The following is an 18781-nucleotide window of genomic DNA, read 5'->3' on the forward strand; positions in this document are numbered from 1 at the left end:
CTGACAATCAGGGCCTTTCGCATATGGGGGAAATCGGAGTGTATTGGCCTTACGATACCGAAAGCACAAGGCCCGGGACAGCAACGAATACAACACCAAGGTATCCCGCGACCGCCAGCTTAGTCCTCACCGCGTAGTCAGCCAATAGTTCCGCACATTTCAACGGAAGCTCCCGCAAGAAAGGAATGCCGAAGATAACCAGAATACCCATTACATTGAACGTCAGGTGCACAATGGCTATCTGCAGTGCGAATACCGCGTTCGGGCCCGTTACCGCCGTCGCTGCCAGCAGTGCCGTAATACAGGTGCCGATATTTGCACCCAAGGTGAACGGATAAACCTGTCGCACACTCAGCACATTTGTCCCCACCAGCGGTACAACCAAACTGGTGGTTGTCGAAGAAGACTGAACCAAAATGGTCACCAGTGTACCGGACGCAATGCTGTGAATCGGGCCACGACCAATTGCGCCGTTCAGCACTTCGCGCGCTTTACCGACCATCAGCTTTTTCATCAGTTTACCCATGAAAGTAATTGCAATAATCACCATCAGGATACCGAACAGCACCAATGCTACGCCGCCTAAGTTACCCGGGAAAATTTCGAAAATAGATTTGGCACCATTAACGACAGGTTTAGTGATTGGCTTGATGAAGTTCAGGCTCTTCATGCTGAGGTCGTCAGCTTGGCTTAAAGGAGACACTAACCATGCGGAGATTTTAGCGAGGAAGCCCGTCATCATTTCCAGAGGAAGGAAAATGAGTACAGCAATAAGGTTGAAGAAGTCATGAACAGTGGCACATGTAAAGGCGCGGCGGAACTCGTCTTTACAACGGGCATGTCCCAAACTCACCAAGGTATTGGTGACGGTCGTGCCTACATTTGCCCCCATGACCATCGGAATGGCCATTGATACAGGCAAGCCACCTGCAACTAAACCAACAATGATGGCAGTTACTGTACTGGAAGATTGAATTAATGCGGTACCTACGATACCAATCATCAAACCCGCAACGGGGTTGGATGCGAACTCAAACAGCTCTTTTGCTTGCTCTCCTGCCGCCCACTTGAAGCCACTGCCGATCATCGACACTGAGACAAGCAGAAGGTACAACATTGCGATCAATGCAGCCCACTGAAAAGCGCGTTTTGGTGCATCGGATTGCGGTCGTTGTAACGCATCGGATTGAACGCTCATAGTTCTCTTCCTGATTAAAAATGATTTCAGTTCGATGCAAATCCTATGAAGGCAATATTACAGAATTATTACCAACACATGACCAATTGACGAATATGTCTCAAATGACGTGTTTTTAATCGTGATTTGAACGCTTTTTAGACACGGGTAACGGTTTTATTCCTATCCATAAACACATGAATGCATAGAGCTCAAATCAATAACGCAAACCAAATGTACCTCTTCTCATAATTAAGACGCGGTTATTTCGTTTTGTGTTCCGTTTTCCCTCCAAGCTCAGCTTTGAGACACGACAGCTATCTGAAAAATCACTGTTTCTTTACCTGCTGTCTCCCTTATGAGGCCAAAGCTCTTATTTCAAACCACGTGAAACATATAACGATTCAAAATGAATCGTTATAACCCCCGCCTTGCTAAAGCCACCAAATAAGCAAAATGATAGATAACGTATCGTTTTATGCGATTCATAACACAGCCTGCTTCCGGGCATCACAGTGAGAGGACCAAGGTAATGAGAAGTAATTGGTTAAAAGGAAAGAGAGTTTGGGCAGCACCATTGGTGGGTTGCGTCGTCGCGGCATCAGTGTCAACACACGTAATCGCTGAAGAGAAAATTCGTTGGAAAGTACAAGCCGTATTCGGCACTCACTTGCCTGCACTCGGGGATCCCATCACACAGGTTGCTGAACAAATTGACCTCGCCACAGATGGCAACATCAAATTCAAAATCTACGAACCCGGCAAGCTGGTCCCTCCTTTCGGCATTACAGAAGCGATCAAAAACAAGCAGATTGATGCGGGTTATACCTGGCTAGGCTACGACCAAGGAAAAATTCCCGCCGCTGCCCTTTTCGCCGCCGTTCCGTTTGGTATGGAGCCTTGGGAATACGCCACATGGTGGTATGAAGGTGAAGGTAAGAAACTGGCCGAAGACCTGTACGGCCAACATGGTGTACATCCAGTCCTATGCAGCGTGATCGGGCCAGAAACGGCGGGGTGGTTCACCAAAGAAATGAACACCTTGGATGACTTTAAAGGCCTAAAAATTCGTTTTGCGGGAATTGGCGGCAAGGTGCTGCAAAAAGCTGGCGCGTCTGTCACTGTCCTACCGGGTGGCGAGATATTCCCCGCGCTAGAGAAAGGTGCCATTGATGCTTCCGAATTTTCGATGCCAGCGATCGACAGCTTGATGGGTTTCGATAAGATCGCCAAGAACAACTATTTCCCCGGCTGGCACCAAACCTTTACCGCATCACATCTGGTCATCAACAAAGATGTCTGGAATGCGCTGGAAGATTCAACCAAAGCGACCATAGACATGGCCTGTACAGCGGGCACATTCAGAGCGTTGACCCGAGGTGAGTCACTTCAGGGTGATGTCATGGCTGGCTTTGAAGAAAAGGGCGTTACCGCACGCACGCTAAACCCTGAACTCCTGCAATCACTGTACACACTTTCTACGGAAGTAATGCAGGACATCGCGGCATCCGATCCTGACTTCAAGCGCATTTACAACTCGCAACAAGCCTTCCTTGATAACTACAAAGTTTGGAAGCAGAAAGCCTATCTGCCTAGAGATTTTGAGTAATCGTACAACCACTTAAAACGATTCCCCTCCCCCTACATAAACCCGTAGCGGGGAGGCATGAAGGCAGGATGCACAATGCAAAATAACAATCATCAACTTACCGACACAGCGCATCGTTCAGCGTCGACAGGCTTGCCACACACACGCCTGTCGACATGGTTAGATGGCTTTTTGATCGGATTAGGGAACGCGTTTTCTTGGCTTTGGGTAGTGCTAATGCTGGTGATCATCATCAACGTGCTAATGCGCTATCTGTTTGGGGAAGGCCGCATCGAGTTTGAAGAATTGCAATGGCATCTCTATGCGCTGGGTTGGTTAGTCGGCTTGTCCTATTGCATGGTGACAGACAGCCATGTGCGCGTTGACTTGCTTAGGGACAGGTTTTCACTTCGCACTCAAGCAAAAATCGAGCTGTTTGGCATGATCATATTGCTCTTCCCCTTTCTGATTCTTGTCTTTTGGTATGCCATTCCCTTCTTCCTCTATTCATGGGAGTTAGGCGAAGTGTCCGCCGCCCCCGGTGGGTTGCCTTTCCGTTGGTTTATGAAAAGTGCCCTTTTATTCGCGTTTGCATTACTTGCCATCGCTGCGATATCTCGCATGAGCAGGGTTTGCGCCTTCTTGTTTTCGCCAACACAAACGAGCCCTGAAGAGACGCAGCTTTCCACACTTGATGCCGAGAAAAAGGAGTCTTCATCATGGAAGTGAATGAAATCCTCGTCCTTCTAATGTTCAGTGCGTTTATTCTTCTGCTGTTCACGGGCTTTCCTGTCGCTTGGGTACTTTGCGGCGTGTCCTTGATTTTCGTCCCTGTCGCCATGCTCGCTGACCATTGGTTTGACGCGTTTATCGGCATTGATTGGAACTATGCATCCCTCGTCGTACCGCGAATGTGGGACATCATGACCAATTGGGTACTCGTTGCGCTGCCCATGTTTATCTTTATGGGGTTGATGTTAGATCGCTCCGGCACCGCTGAAGACTTAATGACTAACCTTGTCCGCCTCTTTGGTCGAGTACGCGGTGGGCTCGCCGTCACCGTCACCTTTGTGGGTCTGCTCCTCGCCGCCTCCACCGGCATCATTGGCGCATCCGTGGTGTTGCTTGCCGTATTAGGCATGCCACTGATGATGCGCGATGGCTATAGCAAAGAACTCGCCTGTGGCACTGTCGCATCAACAGGGACACTCGGGATTTTAGTGCCACCCAGCATCATGCTGGTGATGATGGGAGACAGAATCGGTGTCTCTGTGGGCGATCTGTTTCTGGGAGCCGTCTTCCCCGGTTTAATGCTCGCGGCATTCTACATTGCCTACATCTTGTTGCTGGGTTATTTAAAACACGATGCTGCGCCAGTCTCAAAAGATGCAGAGCCCGTTAGCCTGTCCATCATATTCAGTGCGCTAAGCGCCGCTCTTCCCACTGCATTGCTTATTATTGCTGTGCTGGGTTCCATTTTTATGGGCATCGCAACACCCACTGAAGCATCTGGGGTTGGGGCATTTGGTGCGACGCTACTGGCGTTCGCAAGAGGACGATTAAGCATTCAGGTGCTAAAAGAAGTCGGCCAAGAGACCACCAAAACCACCGCCTTTATTTTCGCATTGATCATCTGTGCCACGGCGTTCTCATTGGTTCTCCGTGGTCTTGGTGGTGACGAACTCATTGAAAAAGCCCTGACCAGCCTACCTTTCGGCCCCGAAGGTATTGTCATCGCCATTTTGGTTGTCACCTTTTTCCTCGGTTTTTTCCTCGATTGGATTGAACTGACACTGATCATTTTGCCCTTGGTTGCGCCAGTCGTCAGCGCAATGGGGTTCGATCTGGTTTGGTTTGCTGTGCTGTTCGCCGTTTGTTTGCAAACGTCGTTTCTTACGCCGCCCGTAGGCTTTGCGCTTTTCTACCTAAAAGGTGTCGTGCCCAAAGGTGTAAGTCTTATCAATATTTATCGCGGCGTGGTGCCTTTTATCCTGCTGCAACTGCTCGGCCTTGCCATCGTGTTTGGCATGCCCTCCATTGTTACTTGGCTCCCAGCAGAGGTCTATTCCCCTTAATTCCGACGTTTTAATCCCAAGAAATTTTTCAGTTACATGCTTCTAGCATTGGTTAACAAGGAGTAGCTATGTCTCATTCAATCATCCTACCTCGTCTGATGGAGATCGGCGATGGTGCATCAAACAAGCTTCCGGACATTATGGCAGCACTGGGCTGTCAGCAGCCCCTCATCATCACCGACAAGACTATGGTGGCCCTTGGTCAAAGTCACAAGGTCGTCAAGCTGCTCAGAGAACATGACATCTCATCACAGGTGTTCGATGACACCATTCCTGAGCCAACGGATGCGTCCATAACGGCGGGCGTGGAAGCAATCAAAGCAGGGAATTACGACTGTCTCATTGCACTAGGCGGCGGCAGTGTCATAGACAGTGCCAAAGCCATGGCAGTGCTGGCAGCCGCAGGCGGCAGTATGCGGGACTATAGTTTCCCTCGCATCGTATCTGTCCCTGCCCTTCCCCTTATCGCGATTCCCACTACCGCAGGTACGGGATCTGAAGTGACGCGCTTCACCATCATTACTGATGCAACCAACGACGAAAAAATGCTGTGTGTCGGCCCCTCCTTTATGCCGACCGCAGCATTGGTAGACGCGCAACTGACGCATTCACTGCCCACACGCATGACCGCCGACACTGGCATCGATGCACTCACCCATGCCATCGAGTCGTATGTCAGCAAAAAAGGAAACGCATTCAGCGACTTCCACGCTAAAGAAGCAATGCGTCTGATTGCCCCCAATTTGCGCCGCGCCTGTGAAAAAGGAGATAACGTTGAAGCTCGCGCTGCCATGATGCTGGGAGCCACATTGGCAGGTATCGCCTTTTCAAACGCATCTGTCGCGTTAGTGCACGGCATGAGTCGTCCCATTGGTGCGCACTTTCATGTCCCTCATGGCTTGTCTAACGCCATGCTTTTGCCGTCAGTCACCGCCTTCTCTTTACCTGCAGCACCGGAGCGTTACGCCGACTGCGCCAAAGCCATGGGTGTCGCCGACCCACAAGAAAGCACACGCAACGCTTGCCAGAAGCTGCTGCAAGAACTCAAAAGCCTGAATCAAGATTTACAGGTTCCGACGCCGGAAGGGTTTGGTATCGACCGCAATCAGTTTTTCAATGACATCGAAATCATGGCTAAGCAAGCCATGGCGTCAGGCTCGCCAGCCAACAACCCGCGAGTACCCAGTCATGAAGAGATGATCGCGATTTATACCCAGCTATGGCAATGAATCACTTTTCAGCAAACATCCTAATTAACAGGGAGTAAACACATGCAAACCATCGGACATTTAATAAACGGTGCGGTGATCACGGAAGGCGCAGCATCCTTACCCGTATACAACCCATCTACCGGAGAAACGACCACGGCGGTGGATATCGCAAGCCCAAGTACTGTCGAACAGGCTGTGTTAAAAGCAAAGGCCGCCTATCCCGCCTGGCGCGATACGCCACCGATTCGACGTGCGCGAATCATGCAAAAATTCGTGCAGTTGCTTGAGGAAAATGCCGACACCATCTGCGATCTTATCGGGCAGGAGCATGGCAAGATCCGCCATGACGCAATGGGAGAATTGCAGCGCGGTATAGAAAATGTTGAATACGCGTGCGGCATACCAAATCTGCTCAAAGGCGAGCATACGCGTAATGTCGGCCCCGGCATTGATGCGTGGAGCGAGTTTCAACCACTCGGGGTAGTCGCGGGTATTACACCCTTTAACTTTCCCGTGATGGTGCCACTTTGGATGTACCCTATCGCCATCGCTTGTGGTAACTGTTTTGTTCTCAAGCCCTCTGAGCGTGACCCTAGCTCCACCTTATTTGTCGCGCAGCTTTTGCAAGAAGCCGGGTTACCAGCGGGCGTAATGAACGTGGTGAACGGTGACAAAGCGACCGTGAATGCCTTGCTTGATCATCCTGATATCAGTGCCGTCAGTTTTGTAGGGTCAACGCCTGTCGCGGAAAGTATCTATGCTCGAGCCAGTGCAAACGGTAAGCGATGCCAAGCATTGGGCGGCGCAAAAAATCACGCCATTGTTCTACCTGACGCAGACCTCGACAATGCAGTGAGTCAATTGCTCGGTGCCGCGTTTGGTTCTTCCGGTGAGCGCTGCATGGCTCTCTCCGTTGTGACCGTGGTGGGCGATCAAACCGCTGATGCGCTGATCGAGAAACTGCAGGCAAAAATGGTGGAATTGCGCGTTGGGGCGTACAGCGATAACAACAACGACTTTGGTCCGGTTATTACCGCCGCGCACCGCAACCGAGTGAACACGCTGATCACCAGCGCGGAAACCCAAGGTGCCAAGGTGGTGGTTGATGGACGCAATCCTGATGTTGAAGGTCATAACGAAGGTTTTTATGTAGGCGCAACATTGATTGACGCCGTTCAGCCAACAATGGAAAGCTATCAACAAGAGATATTCGGTCCCGTATTACAGGTAGTAAGGGTCGCGTCGATGTCCCAAGCCATGCAACTGATTAACGACCACGAATATGGAAATGGGACGTGTATCTTTACCCGAGATGGTGAGGCAGCACGTTACTTTTCAGACCATATTGAGGTCGGTATGGTGGGCATTAATGTTCCACTTCCTGTTCCGGTGGCTTACCACAGTTTCGGCGGCTGGAAACGGTCATTCTTCGGTGATCTCAGTGCTTACGGGCCCGACGGCGTGCGTTTTTATACGCGCCGAAAAACCATCACCCAACGGTGGCCATCTGACGCGGTTAGAGAAAATGTTTCTTTCTCGATGCCAGTGATGAAGTAACGGTACACTAACGCCCCAAACAATCTGAAACGACTGAAGTTTGGGGCGTTTTGACCACTACCGAGTGTGAGCAATTCCATGTGAATGCACTCCCACACCTCGGTATATCGTACGAGTGACCTATACTGGCGGGACACCCAAGTTTCAACGCAAATGTGTCAGCGCGAGTGCTTAAAAATAAACATGTTTTAGAAACGGATAACAGACAGATTAAGAAGAACAGGTACAAGGATGAAAGCAGAAAGACGAGAGAAAGCCTCTTCCATTGCCCGCGTGCTGGAAATCATTGAAGCCATTTCGTGCTCAGAACGTCCGCCGAATCCAGCGGAGCTTTCCATTTTATTGGATATTCCAAAACCCAGCATTCACCGCCTGCTCCAACAGCTAGAAAAAGATGGCTTTATCCAAACCAACATGCGGGGAAACATCATCCCCGCCAAGCGATTACATGATGTCGCACTTGGGGTGTTACAGACCACACACTTCAAAGCGATGCGCCAAGCGATTTTGCAAAAACTCGCGGATGAAATTGGCGAGACCTGCGGCATCTCACTGCCTAACGGCGTCGACATGATTTACTACGACAGAGTCCAAACCAACTGGCCGCTTCAAATCAATTTACCTGTTGGCAGCCATACGCCCGTTTGGTGCACCGCCAGTGGCAAGCTCTACCTAAGTACCCTCTCAAAGCGCCGCCGACAACGACTAATCAATCACCTAAAACTTGAACGATTCTCGCGCAACACAATTACTGACCCAATTGTGCTTGAGCGGATCTTAAACGAAGTTGCAGAGAAGGATTGCGGGACGGATAACGAAGAATTCGTCGAAGGTATGGTGGCGATTGCTGTGCCTATTCGTAATGAGCTAGGCCAGTTACACGCCTGCCTCTTTACCCATGCGCCCGTGTTCAGACGTACGTTGGAAGATCTCCAACAATTTGAACCGCATTTACGCCGCGCCGCGCGTGATCTCGAAATGCTGATGAAAGAAGATTAACCCAAACTCTCCCCCACATTTCCTTTCCACACTGGCATTGATTCACGAATGCCTGGTGGATGATGTCACGCCCAACACCCAACCATACCCAACTCAAATAAATGCCTGTTATTTCAACTACTTAAGCTCATTTTGGGTATTTTAAAAAGCGAATAACCACTATTTTTTAAATGTCTTAAAAGTGCTACGAGATCATGGTGGCAAGACGACTCTGGTCACCTAGGATTTAAAACGATACATGAAGTATCACTTTGACAAAAAGTAGTAACGTCAATCATCGGAAAAGGAAAATGTTCTCATGAAAAAGATCTTAGTTTGCTCATTGGGTATTTTAATGGGCTTGTCGTCGCACAGTACATTCGCTACAACGCAGGAAGAACTAGGAGATATCGGAGCCTACATCGATTCAATTCTCAACCCAAACATGACCAACACCGCCAATACCACAGGTAGCACTTACAAAACTCACCAGCCACCATCCGTCAACCAAGCAGGTGACGCATTGCACTATTTGGCTTTCTCAGAGTATGTCTACAAAAGTTGGGGAGCCCCAAGTGGTTGGACGCTGCGTGAGTCTATCCACGACAGCTCGACTGGCTTTCATGCAACGGTTTACACCAGTGGCAGTAACGCGGTTATCGCCTTCAGAGGCAGTGAGCTTGGTACCTCTGATTGGGTTACCAATGGCATCATGGCAGCAGGCGATGTGCCTCCTCAATACAAATTTACCATTGGGGAGTCGGTCAGACTCGTCAACAAATACAGCAACTACTCGATTCATTTTACTGGCCATAGTCTTGGCGGTGGTTTAGCAACAGTCGCTGCCATTCGAACCGGAAAACCTGCCACCATTTTCGATGCCTCGGGCATTGGTGATGCCGTGCTGAACAAAATTAAACAATCGATGCAACGAGGTGGTCTATCAAGTTCCGCTTGGGCGAATAACGCGCGAAATATTACCAACTACAATCTGGAAGGCGAATTTGTCTCTGATGGAGACCTGCAGCAAGATGCCGATGTCATTGGCGTCGACTCGAAGCAATACGGCAACATTTTTTACCTCTCCGCCGCTCGCTTTACACCGATATTTTTCTTAAATACAGGTTTATCACGCCACTTTACGACACCGATTAAAGAAGAATTGCAGTTCCTGTCACAGCCAATTTACCGCAATAACTCCAACGATCTCACCAGCATCGACAACGATATCAATGGCTTTATGGCTCTGTTTTACATCGATTGGACCGATGACACGATCGACCTCATGGCGTGGCAGGCAGAATACGCCATCAACTCCTTCCCGAGCTTTTTAGAAGACCTCTAAACGACATGTAATGTTTGGCGATACAGACCAGTGCTATCTAGGTCTTTGTCGCCACTTTTCATCTCTCGACATCTCAAACCGCCATACCGCCGTTTCCCTTTTCCAATCCACCAACCCAACCTAGGTCTAGAATTCAACCGAACCAGTTGGGAAACACAGGCAATCTCGATAGGGTGTGTTTTCATGCACTCAAAGAAAGGAGCCTATTTTGCGCTTACTCCTTATTTTAGCTGCCATGCTTGGCACAACGTCGCTTTCCGCTTCCGAGAATCTAGGTTCCACAGACCCATTACTCGACAATGAAGCGGTACAGGCTGTTCGTCATACCTACCCTCCTGGTTCAGAATCCGGTATGCACAGTCATGACTATCCTTTCCGCGTGGTATATGTGTTGGAGGGTGGAACTGCAGAAATCGTCCCTCAAGACAGTACCAAAGCCACCCGTACCATTACGTTCAAAGAAGGAATGACAATGTATGTACCCGCCGCCACACATAACGTAAGAAATGTTGGCGAAACACAAATACGCTTACTGGAGATCGAGCTAAAGCCATAAATGGATAGGCACGAAACAATTACGTAGCAATCTCCCTCAAGTTATCATTACTGATACGATTTCTATAAATTTGCTGTCGATGAAGACGCTCGTCTGCATTACCCTGAACATGAGTTTCAGGGAGTGAATATATGTACATAGGCATAGATTTAGGAACGTCTGGCGTTAAGGTTATTGCCATGCTGGATTCAGGGGAAATCGTGGCGACGGAAACCATGCCGTTGAATGTCTATCGACCAGAACCACTATGGTCTGAACAAGATCCGGCAGAATGGTGGCAGGTAACGTGTGATGCCATGATTGCGCTCGGGAAATCTGTTGACCTTCGTGACGTAAAAGCGATTGGCTTGTCTGGCCAAATGCACGGTGCAACGCTGTTGGATATTCGCGGCGAAGTGCTACGCCCAGCCATTCTTTGGAATGATGGGCGTTGTGCGAAAGAGTGTCTACAGCTCGAAGCGGCGGTCCCAAACAGTCGCGAAATCACGGGTAACATCATGATGCCCGGCTTTACCGCGCCTAAGTTGAAGTGGGTCGCCAATCATGAGCCTGCCATTTTCCAACAAATTGATAAGGTACTTTTACCGAAAGATTACCTCCGCTATAAAATGACGGGACGATTCGCGTCCGACATGTCTGACTCTGCCGGCACCCTTTGGCTTGATGTAAACAATAGAGATTGGGACGACAGTATGCTCAATGCCACAGGGCTTTCCCGCCACCATATGCCAGAGCTTTGTGAGGGTAATCAGACAACAGGTTATTTACTTCCTGACATCGCAGCGTCCTGGAATATGCCGACGGTGCCTGTTGTTGCTGGCGGTGGCGACAATGCCGCGGGTGCCATCGGTGTTGGGATCATCCAACCGGGTCAGGCGATGCTCTCTTTAGGTACTTCAGGTGTGTATTTTGCCGTGAGTGATGGCTTTGTCTCTAATCCTGATTCTGCCCTTCACAGTTTTTGCCATGCCCTTCCTGATACTTGGCACACCATGTCGGTCATATTGAGTGCGGCATCTTGCCTAAAATGGGTTGCTGAACTAACCGGCTTTGACGATGTGGGTCAGATGATTGCTGATGTCGAAGCAACGGCAATACCCAATTCTGGCGTCATCTTTTTGCCTTATCTCTCAGGTGAGCGTACACCTCACAACGATCCCAATGCCAAAGGTGTGTTTTTTGGCATGACACATACCACAACAAAATTGGATCTGGCTAAGGCGGTTTTGGAAGGTGTTGGCTTTGCGTTTGCAGATGGATTTGATGCGCTTCATGTGACTGGCACAGAGCCCGATACCGTTTCTCTCATTGGCGGCGGCGCGCGCAGCCCGTACTGGCGTCAAATGCTGGCAGATATTGTGGAACGCCCGCTCGTTTATCGAAAAGGTGGCGATGTTGGCCCAGCATTAGGCGCGGCAAGGTTAGCCATGTTGGGTGTCACCAACGGCGTTTCCTTCCAAGATGCGTGCCCTGAACCCGAATTGGTTCAAGAACACAAACCGGATGCCACCAAGATGGCCTATTACCGAGCAAAACGCGCCACCTTCCAAGCCCTTTATCAGCAGTTAAAACCCTTGTTTTAAGCCTGCGCATTTTGAAGAAAGAAAAAGCCAGCAAGTTTGCTGGCTTTTTTCGCCTAGGGGGAACTAGGTCTTTTTATGAAACGCATTGGCTAGTGAACTGCTCTCGCGACAAACGCGCGGGTACGTTCATTTTGTGGATTGCCGAAAATTTGAGAAGGCGGGCCTTGCTCCACAATCACGCCACCTTCCATAAAGATGACTTTGTCCGCGATATCTCGCGCAAACTGCATCTCATGCGTCACCACAATCATGGTCTGACGTTTTGCTGCAAGCTCTTTCATCACTGCCAGCACTTCCTCTACCCATTCAGGGTCAAGTGCCGATGTGGGTTCATCAAATAAGATGACTTCACCCTTACACGCCATCGCTCGCGCTATGCCTACTCGCTGCTGTTGCCCGCCAGAGAGTTGTGCAGGATATTTATGCAAATGCGCATCCATGCCTACGCTGTTCAGGAGTTTTTCTGCCGTCACAAACGCACTGTCTTTTGGCTCTTTCCAGACAGTGATCAGCGACTCCGCCACGTTCTCCAACGCGGTCTTGTTGGCAAACAAGGCATAGTTTTGGAATACAAAGCTGCTTTGTTTTCTCAACTGATGAATTTCCGCGTTTGATGCAGTTTTTGCATCTAACTTCGCTTCACCAATTTGAATCTCACCGGTTGTTGGAGACTCCAAAAAGTTGAGGCAGCGAAGCAGTGTTGATTTTCCTGTGCCCGATGGCCCAATAATCACCACGATTTCGCCTTGCTTCACATCAAGGTCGATATGCTTCAGGACTTCAGCGTCACCAAAGCGTTTGCTCAGGTTTCGAATTTCAATCATTTTGCGTAAGCCCTGTTCAATCTGCCCTCAAGCACTGACTGCACTTGGGTGAACACAATCACCACCAGCCAGTAAATTAAGGCTACTGCCAAGAATGCTTCAAAGAACTTAAAGCTCGATGCCGCTTCCATTTGCGCCTTCGCCATGATTTCCGCCACACCTAAGGTAAACGCCAGCGAGGTACTTTTGATCATATCGATGAAGTAGTTCATTAGCGATGGCGTTGCCACTCGCGCAGCCTGCGGCAAAATAATACGTCTCATGGCCTGAAGTCGCGTCATGCCAATGCTCAGGCTCGCTTCCATCTGACTCTTGTCGATACCAAGGATCGCAGCGCGAATACTCTCTGCCATGTACGCAGAAAAGTGCAGTGATAAACCCAGTACAGCAGCGGTAAACGCATCCATACCCACGAACATTGGAAAGACTTGCGGTAAGCCGTAATACAGCAAGAAAAGCTGAACCAGCAATGGCGTGCCTCGGAAGAAAGAGATATACACCACCACAATGGCATCAAGCACCTTGACCTTAAACACCCGGACCAAGGCCAACAGCACCGACAAAACCAGTGCCGCCGCAAAGCCAATCAAAGACATCTCCAGCGTTATTCCCAAATACTTCAGCAGTATCGGGAACAACGCCAGCATGTAAGTTAAATCAAAGCCCATGGTTATTGCGTAATGTCAGAATCAAACCACTTTTCAGAGATATCGCTCAGGGTGCCGTCGGCTTTCATCTCGTTCAGTGCTTTGTCTACTTTGGTTTTGATTGCCAATTTTTCAGGCGTATTCAGGAACGGCATCGCGTTCTGAATGGTTTCGAATGGTTCACCCGCTAATTGCAGCGGCAAACCGGATTTTTTAATAAGTTGCGCGGACGAAACACGGTCCATCACAAATGCATCTGTGCGGCCTAACGCGACATCCTGCTCAAAACCAGAATCATAAGTGATGATGTTGATTTCACCGGCCTTATCGTAGTTACGCAGTAGCTGCTCAAAGTTACTGCCGAGGTTTACCGCGACTTTTTTGCCTTTCAGATCGTCAATACCAGCGATATCGTCACGACCTTTGCGAATCACAACTTGCGCACCATCAACCACATACGGTACCGAAAACGCGTACTTTGCCTTTCTCGCGTCCGTCATAGTGATTTGATTACTGATGGTATCGATATGGCCCGCTTCCAACATGCCAAACAGGCCTGAGAAGTTCGCCGTTACAAACTCAACATCGTAGTCCGCACGTTTGCCGATTTCATTCCATACATCAATTTCGAACCCCTGCAATTTATCCATTTTTACAAAGGTAAAAGGAAAGTAGCGTCCAGACATGCCCACTTTGATGTCTTCTTGGGATAGCGCAGCTGTTGATGTCACACTGGTTGCCAAAGCAAGTGTTGCAACCAAAAGATTTTTCATTGAAGGCATTGTTGTTACTCCTTTATTCTGTTGCCCCCAATCTAACTCAGGTCTTTTTTTGTGATAAATAACAAAAAGATCTATGTAATGCTTCGCAACTGCGCCACTCCAGCAAAAACTCATTAACTAATTTGGATTTATTGGTCATACCGCCCATTTATTGAGCGATTAATGGTCAATAAATCCACAGCAGTGGCGTACTGGTAAACACCGTGAAAACTCACTTGTTTCCCATCAATATGTCGGATTGGTGCAACAAGACGTCGACTGCGTGTCACGGAAACCTCTCATTCACATAATAAGATGCTTCAAAGTGTCACTCTCGTTGAAACACGCTCTTTGAAGCCAGTTTTTTGAAGTATGAATCAGGAAAGTACGATGACAGTATCCAGCGCTCATTCAGAAATTGCGTCATTTACCCCTTACCCAATCAAACATCTTCCCCTCAACGTCAGCGTAGGAAGCGAGTCGCTTTTTATCGTTTGGGATAACGGTCATGAGAGTGAATACCATTACCTATGGCTCCGAGACAATTGCCATTGCTCTGAATGTATCGCCACGCTCACCCGAGAGCAGGTCTTCGAAATTTGTGATGTACCGGAAACAATTAAGCCGCAAGAAGCCTATCTCTCCGAGGATAATCGACTCGTCATTAAGTGGGATTATGGAGATCATATTAGCCAGTACCATCCCGGTTGGTTGTACAGCCATTGCTATAGTGACAGCGCATTAAAGGCCAAACAGTGGCAGGCAAAAGTGTGGGATAAAGACGCAATAAACCAAGCCCTGCCCACCAACACTTACCTCAATATCCTGCAAAGCGATCAGCATCTTTTAGCGTGGCTAAAGGACTTGAGGGATTATGGCATTGCGCTGGTTAAAGACGTGGATTGCGCGCCAAACACCCTGATTAACGTGGCGAACCGCATCTCTTTTATCAGAGAAACCAACTTTGGCACCATCTTCAATGTGCAGGCGAAAGCAGACGCCAACAGCGCGGCGTATACCGATTTACGCTTGCCGCTACACACGGATTTACCCACACGGGAGCTACAACCCGGCCTGCAGTTTTTGCATTGCCTGATCAATGATGCCGAGGGTGGCGAGTCTATTTTGGTTGATGGCTTTAAAATCGCCGAACACATGCGCAAACATTACCCCGAAGAGTTTGCCAGCTTATCCAGCATTCCCATGGCCTTTTACAACAAGGATCAACACAGCGACTATCGCTTTCGAGGCACCGCTATCATGGTGGATGAAAACAATCAGGTCGTTGAGGTTCGTCTCGCCAATTTTCTTCGAGGACCCATTGATGTACCTGCACACCAAACCCTCGCCCTGTATAAAGCGTATCGCTGTTTTATTCGGTTAACCCGAGAGGAAAGGTTCCAGTTTTTCCATCGCCTCAATAGCGGAGAACTTATCGTGTTTGATAACCGCCGCGTCTTACATGCACGCAATGCGTTTGACCTCAAGACTGGCTCAAGACACCTCCAAGGTTGCTATATCGACCGAGATGAGCTGCTATCTCGAATCAGAGTATTGGAAAGGGATGCGCTCGACTAAGCACCTTGAAGTAGCTTGGCCGCTATTCGATACCCGAACGGTATTGGCTCGCGGTTGTGCCATAGAGTGCTCGATAGCGACGACTGAAGTGCGCCGTGGAGCAAAAGCCACAAGCGAGCGCGATGTCCGCGATACTCAGTCCAGAATCAGACAAAAGGTACTGCGAATGCTCCACTCTTAATCGCAAATAATACGCTGTTGGAGAGCAGGATAAATGCTGTAAGAACAGTCGTTCTAAATGGCGAACAGAGACAGACAAGCGGTCTGCCAGATCCGATGTGGTGAGCGGATTTTCAATATTTGATGCCATTAAATCCAGAGCTTTGACGATTTTAGGGTGACGCAAGTTGAGCTTTTCAGCTTGGCTGATCCGTTGATGATCGGTTGGGTTTCTCGCCGTGCACTTAATCAATTGCTCACACACCAAAATCGCCAATTCTGGTTTAAAATAGGCGTCGATTAAATACAGCATCATGTCGGTTGCCGCCGTGCCGCCAGCACAGGTCACGCGCTTACCCTGAATTTCAAAGAGCTCATCACTGATTTCAAGTTCAGGATAACGCTCTTGGAAGGAAGGTTTCGCTTCCCAGTGCAAGGTGATTGGGTAGCCCTCTAAAAGCTTTGCCTTCGCCAATAAATAACACCCCGTGTCCAGCGCACCCACCATAGAACCCATTCGATGCAATTCACGCAGCCATTTTACGGACGCATCTGAAATGTGTTTTTCGGGATGGAAGCTCGCATTTACAAAAAGGTTTCGTGGTTTTTCACTTGCGCTGATGGGAATCGAGGCTTGAAGGGCTAAACCATTGCTGGCTAAAACGGGTTCCCCGTCGTCACTAAAGCACTGCCACCGAAACAAGGTTTTCCCCGCCAAACGGTTGGCGATGCGTAAAGGCTCGATGGCAGAGAGTAGCGACACCATCGCGTATTCAGGTAGCAGCAAAAAAGAGAGGGTGAAAACGCCATCATCATCTGCAATTAAAGGCATTTGCGCCGTTGGGGAAAGCGGTGAAGATGGCGAAGTTTGCATCGAGGCTCCTAAAGCGAAGGGACGGCAATCCATTTTCTGCCGTCTCTTCATAGCTTAGCCATACGTCGCTTAGCCATTCGTAAAAAATTGTTTAATCTTTGACGAATGGCGTGTCGCTTTTACCTCCTGTCCCCAGCCCACTCACTTCATTAAACAATGATTTGAGCACACCTAGCGTCATCACAATAATAACCAGACTGAGCGGCAAGGCCGCTGCGATATTGGCAGTTTGCAGCGCACTCAACCCACCTGCAACTAACAAGGCGGCGGCAACTAAGCCAATAACAACACCCCAAAAGACACGGAAGGTTTTTGGCGGCTCTTCATTCCCTAATGACAAGATGGTGGTCAACACCACAATGCCGGAATCTGAAGAGGTAACAAACCAACTCATGAGCAGAAATACCATCATGGCGGAAACTATCCACCCTAACGCTCCGACACCAAAAATCCCGTCAGCACTGGCGAATAACGCCTCTGGCAAATTCCACGCATTAACCAAATCAATGAGCCCGGCAGTGCCAACCCCAGTGCTGGCTGTAAGCTCTTGATAAAGGGCCGTTCCCCCAAAGATACCCAACCATATAAATATGATTGTTGTCGGTACAAGGAGCACACCAATCACAAACTCTCTTAACGTTCGGCCACGAGAAATGCGGGCAATAAACACACCAACAAACGGTGCCCAGGCAATCCACCAGCCCCAATAGAACACCGTCCAACCGTTTTGCCATTTGGCGGGACCTTCTTCTTCGGGAAACCAAAGCCCCATTTGAATAAAGCTGGCGAGATAATCCGCGACGGCGATACCAAAGAGCCCTAACACCCAACTTGTCGGCCCCGCAAAGAGAAACAGTGCAACGACAACCACGGAGACGATAATGTTCCATTGGGAAATGATTCGAATGCCCTTACCTACCCCAGACAGGGCCGATAAAACAGAAACAAGCGTAATGAGCGCGATCAACGTGATTTGCGTAAAGGTGCCAGAGCTGATCCCTACCAGCCGTTCAAGCCCGACCGACATCTGGCTCACGCCTAGTCCCAGTGACGTTGCTACACCAAACACGCAACCCAAGACACCGAAAATGTCGACAGCGTGGCCAATAGGCCCATAAATACGATCGCCAATAAAGGGATAAAGCGCAGAACGCAGCGCGAGGGGGAGTTTTCGACGATACGCAAAATAGGCCAGAGACATGCCAACAATCACATAGACGGCCCAGCCATGAAAACCCCAATGGAAGAAGGTCACTTTAAGCGCATCGACCGCGCGATCGTAGCCAATGGCTTCTGCGCCATCCAGATCGGCATAAGGGTTATTCGGATAACCAAACGCACCACTGTTATCGAGGTAAAAAATGGGTTCAGCCACCCCAAAGAACAGTATTCCTATCCCTATACCCGCTGAAAAAAGCATTGAAAACCAAGCGAAGTTACTGAAATCAGGTCGGCTGTCATCATCACCTAGCCGCACGCTACCGAACCGACTAAAAACGATAAAGGTACACACGACGATTAAGAAAACGATGGTGACCATGTAATACCACCCAAATGTTACTTCTATCCAGGCACGAACACTGCCAAATACCTTTCCGGCAAGATCAGTGTTGCTGCCTGTAAAAGCCACGAACAAGAGCACCATCAGTGACGAAAATATCGTCATGCCCTTATGCATGCCTTTAAATAGCCCGGTTTGGGCCAGTTTTTCTGCTTTAAAAGCCATCGTTTCAGCGGCTTCAAAACCGTCCTGAGAGTTAGACGACATCAGCAAATCCTCCATTGCTGTGGTTTTGATTAAATGGCTTTATTTAATTGTTTTATGCCTTCCTCTATCGTTGTATGAAATACCAGTCCGTCCTGTTATT

The 18781-nt window shown here is 49.1% G+C and carries 17 protein-coding genes; 10 read left to right on the forward strand and 7 right to left on the reverse strand.

The annotated features are described in order from the left end of the window. Nucleotides 1-49: 49 nt before the first annotated feature. Complete coding sequence (locus LRP49_RS24020) at nt 50-1198, reverse strand: Na/Pi symporter (protein ID WP_274146058.1); 1149 nt, start codon at nt 1196-1198, stop codon at nt 50-52. Nucleotides 1199-1709: 511 nt separating this feature from the next. Here LRP49_RS24020 and LRP49_RS24025 point away from each other — a divergent pair. From LRP49_RS24025 to xylB, 9 genes are all read left to right on the forward strand, one after another. Beyond that, the gene (locus tag LRP49_RS24025) at nt 1710-2786 is read left to right on the forward strand and encodes a TRAP transporter substrate-binding protein (RefSeq protein ID WP_274146059.1); all 1077 of its coding nucleotides are present in this window, start codon (nt 1710-1712) and stop codon (nt 2784-2786) included. A gap of 75 nt (nt 2787-2861) precedes the next feature. Beyond that, entirely contained in the window at nt 2862-3494 is a 633-nt protein-coding gene (locus tag LRP49_RS24030) for a TRAP transporter small permease subunit (RefSeq protein WP_274146061.1), read from the forward strand. Beyond that, on the forward strand, nt 3485-4840 hold the full coding sequence (locus LRP49_RS24035) for a TRAP transporter large permease (protein WP_274146063.1): 1356 nt from the start codon (nt 3485-3487) through the stop codon (nt 4838-4840). The genes LRP49_RS24030 and LRP49_RS24035 overlap by 10 nt, the downstream gene beginning before the upstream one ends. Nucleotides 4841-4908: 68 nt before the next feature. After that, a complete protein-coding gene (locus tag LRP49_RS24040; RefSeq protein WP_274146065.1) occupies nt 4909-6069 on the forward strand; it encodes an iron-containing alcohol dehydrogenase in 1161 nt (386 codons plus the stop codon). Between the two features lie 42 nt (nt 6070-6111). Beyond that, entirely contained in the window at nt 6112-7608 is a 1497-nt protein-coding gene (locus LRP49_RS24045) for a CoA-acylating methylmalonate-semialdehyde dehydrogenase (RefSeq protein ID WP_274146066.1), read from the forward strand. Nucleotides 7609-7839: 231 nt separating this feature from the next. After that, on the forward strand, nt 7840-8607 hold the full coding sequence (locus tag LRP49_RS24050; RefSeq protein ID WP_274146068.1) for an IclR family transcriptional regulator: 768 nt from the start codon (nt 7840-7842) through the stop codon (nt 8605-8607). Nucleotides 8608-8905: 298 nt separating this feature from the next. After that, nucleotides 8906-9931 carry a Tle-like phospholipase domain-containing protein gene (locus tag LRP49_RS24055; RefSeq protein WP_274146070.1) on the forward strand — a complete coding sequence of 342 codons (1026 nt, stop codon included), beginning with the start codon at nt 8906-8908 and terminating at the stop codon, nt 9929-9931. A gap of 208 nt (nt 9932-10139) precedes the next feature. Beyond that, on the forward strand, nt 10140-10487 hold the full coding sequence (locus LRP49_RS24060) for a cupin domain-containing protein (RefSeq protein ID WP_274146072.1): 348 nt from the start codon (nt 10140-10142) through the stop codon (nt 10485-10487). Between the two features lie 131 nt (nt 10488-10618). Next, complete coding sequence (gene xylB / locus LRP49_RS24065) at nt 10619-12070, forward strand: xylulokinase (protein WP_274146074.1); 1452 nt, start codon at nt 10619-10621, stop codon at nt 12068-12070. 89 nt (nt 12071-12159) lie between these two features. Here xylB and LRP49_RS24070 read toward each other — a convergent pair whose 3' ends face one another. The 4 genes from LRP49_RS24070 to LRP49_RS24085 form a co-directional block, all read right to left on the reverse strand. Further along, the gene (locus tag LRP49_RS24070; protein ID WP_274146075.1) at nt 12160-12894 is read right to left on the reverse strand and encodes an amino acid ABC transporter ATP-binding protein; all 735 of its coding nucleotides are present in this window, start codon (nt 12892-12894) and stop codon (nt 12160-12162) included. Then, nucleotides 12891-13562: an amino acid ABC transporter permease gene (locus LRP49_RS24075; RefSeq protein ID WP_274146077.1), complete on the reverse strand. Its 672-nt coding sequence runs from the start codon at nt 13560-13562 to the stop codon at nt 12891-12893. The genes LRP49_RS24070 and LRP49_RS24075 overlap by 4 nt, the downstream gene beginning before the upstream one ends. 2 nt (nt 13563-13564) lie before the next feature. After that, nucleotides 13565-14314 (reverse strand): amino acid ABC transporter substrate-binding protein, encoded by a 750-nt coding sequence (locus LRP49_RS24080; protein WP_274146104.1) that lies wholly within the window; start codon nt 14312-14314, stop codon nt 13565-13567. Nucleotides 14315-14451: 137 nt separating this feature from the next. Next, on the reverse strand, nt 14452-14592 hold the full coding sequence (locus LRP49_RS24085) for a hypothetical protein (protein ID WP_274146079.1): 141 nt from the start codon (nt 14590-14592) through the stop codon (nt 14452-14454). A gap of 100 nt (nt 14593-14692) precedes the next feature. Between LRP49_RS24085 and LRP49_RS24090 the strand changes: the two genes are divergently transcribed. After that, nucleotides 14693-15880 (forward strand): TauD/TfdA family dioxygenase, encoded by a 1188-nt coding sequence (locus LRP49_RS24090; RefSeq protein ID WP_274146081.1) that lies wholly within the window; start codon nt 14693-14695, stop codon nt 15878-15880. Between the two features lie 22 nt (nt 15881-15902). Here LRP49_RS24090 and LRP49_RS24095 read toward each other — a convergent pair whose 3' ends face one another. Both LRP49_RS24095 and LRP49_RS24100 read right to left on the reverse strand, forming a co-directional pair. Beyond that, nucleotides 15903-16913 (reverse strand): GlxA family transcriptional regulator, encoded by a 1011-nt coding sequence (locus LRP49_RS24095; protein ID WP_274146083.1) that lies wholly within the window; start codon nt 16911-16913, stop codon nt 15903-15905. A gap of 91 nt (nt 16914-17004) precedes the next feature. Further along, nucleotides 17005-18681 carry a BCCT family transporter gene (locus LRP49_RS24100; RefSeq protein ID WP_274146085.1) on the reverse strand — a complete coding sequence of 559 codons (1677 nt, stop codon included), beginning with the start codon at nt 18679-18681 and terminating at the stop codon, nt 17005-17007. Nucleotides 18682-18781: the final 100 nt, after the last annotated feature.

It is taken from the genome of Enterovibrio qingdaonensis (assembly GCF_028683135.1).
Lineage (GTDB): Bacteria > Pseudomonadota > Gammaproteobacteria > Enterobacterales > Vibrionaceae > Enterovibrio > Enterovibrio qingdaonensis.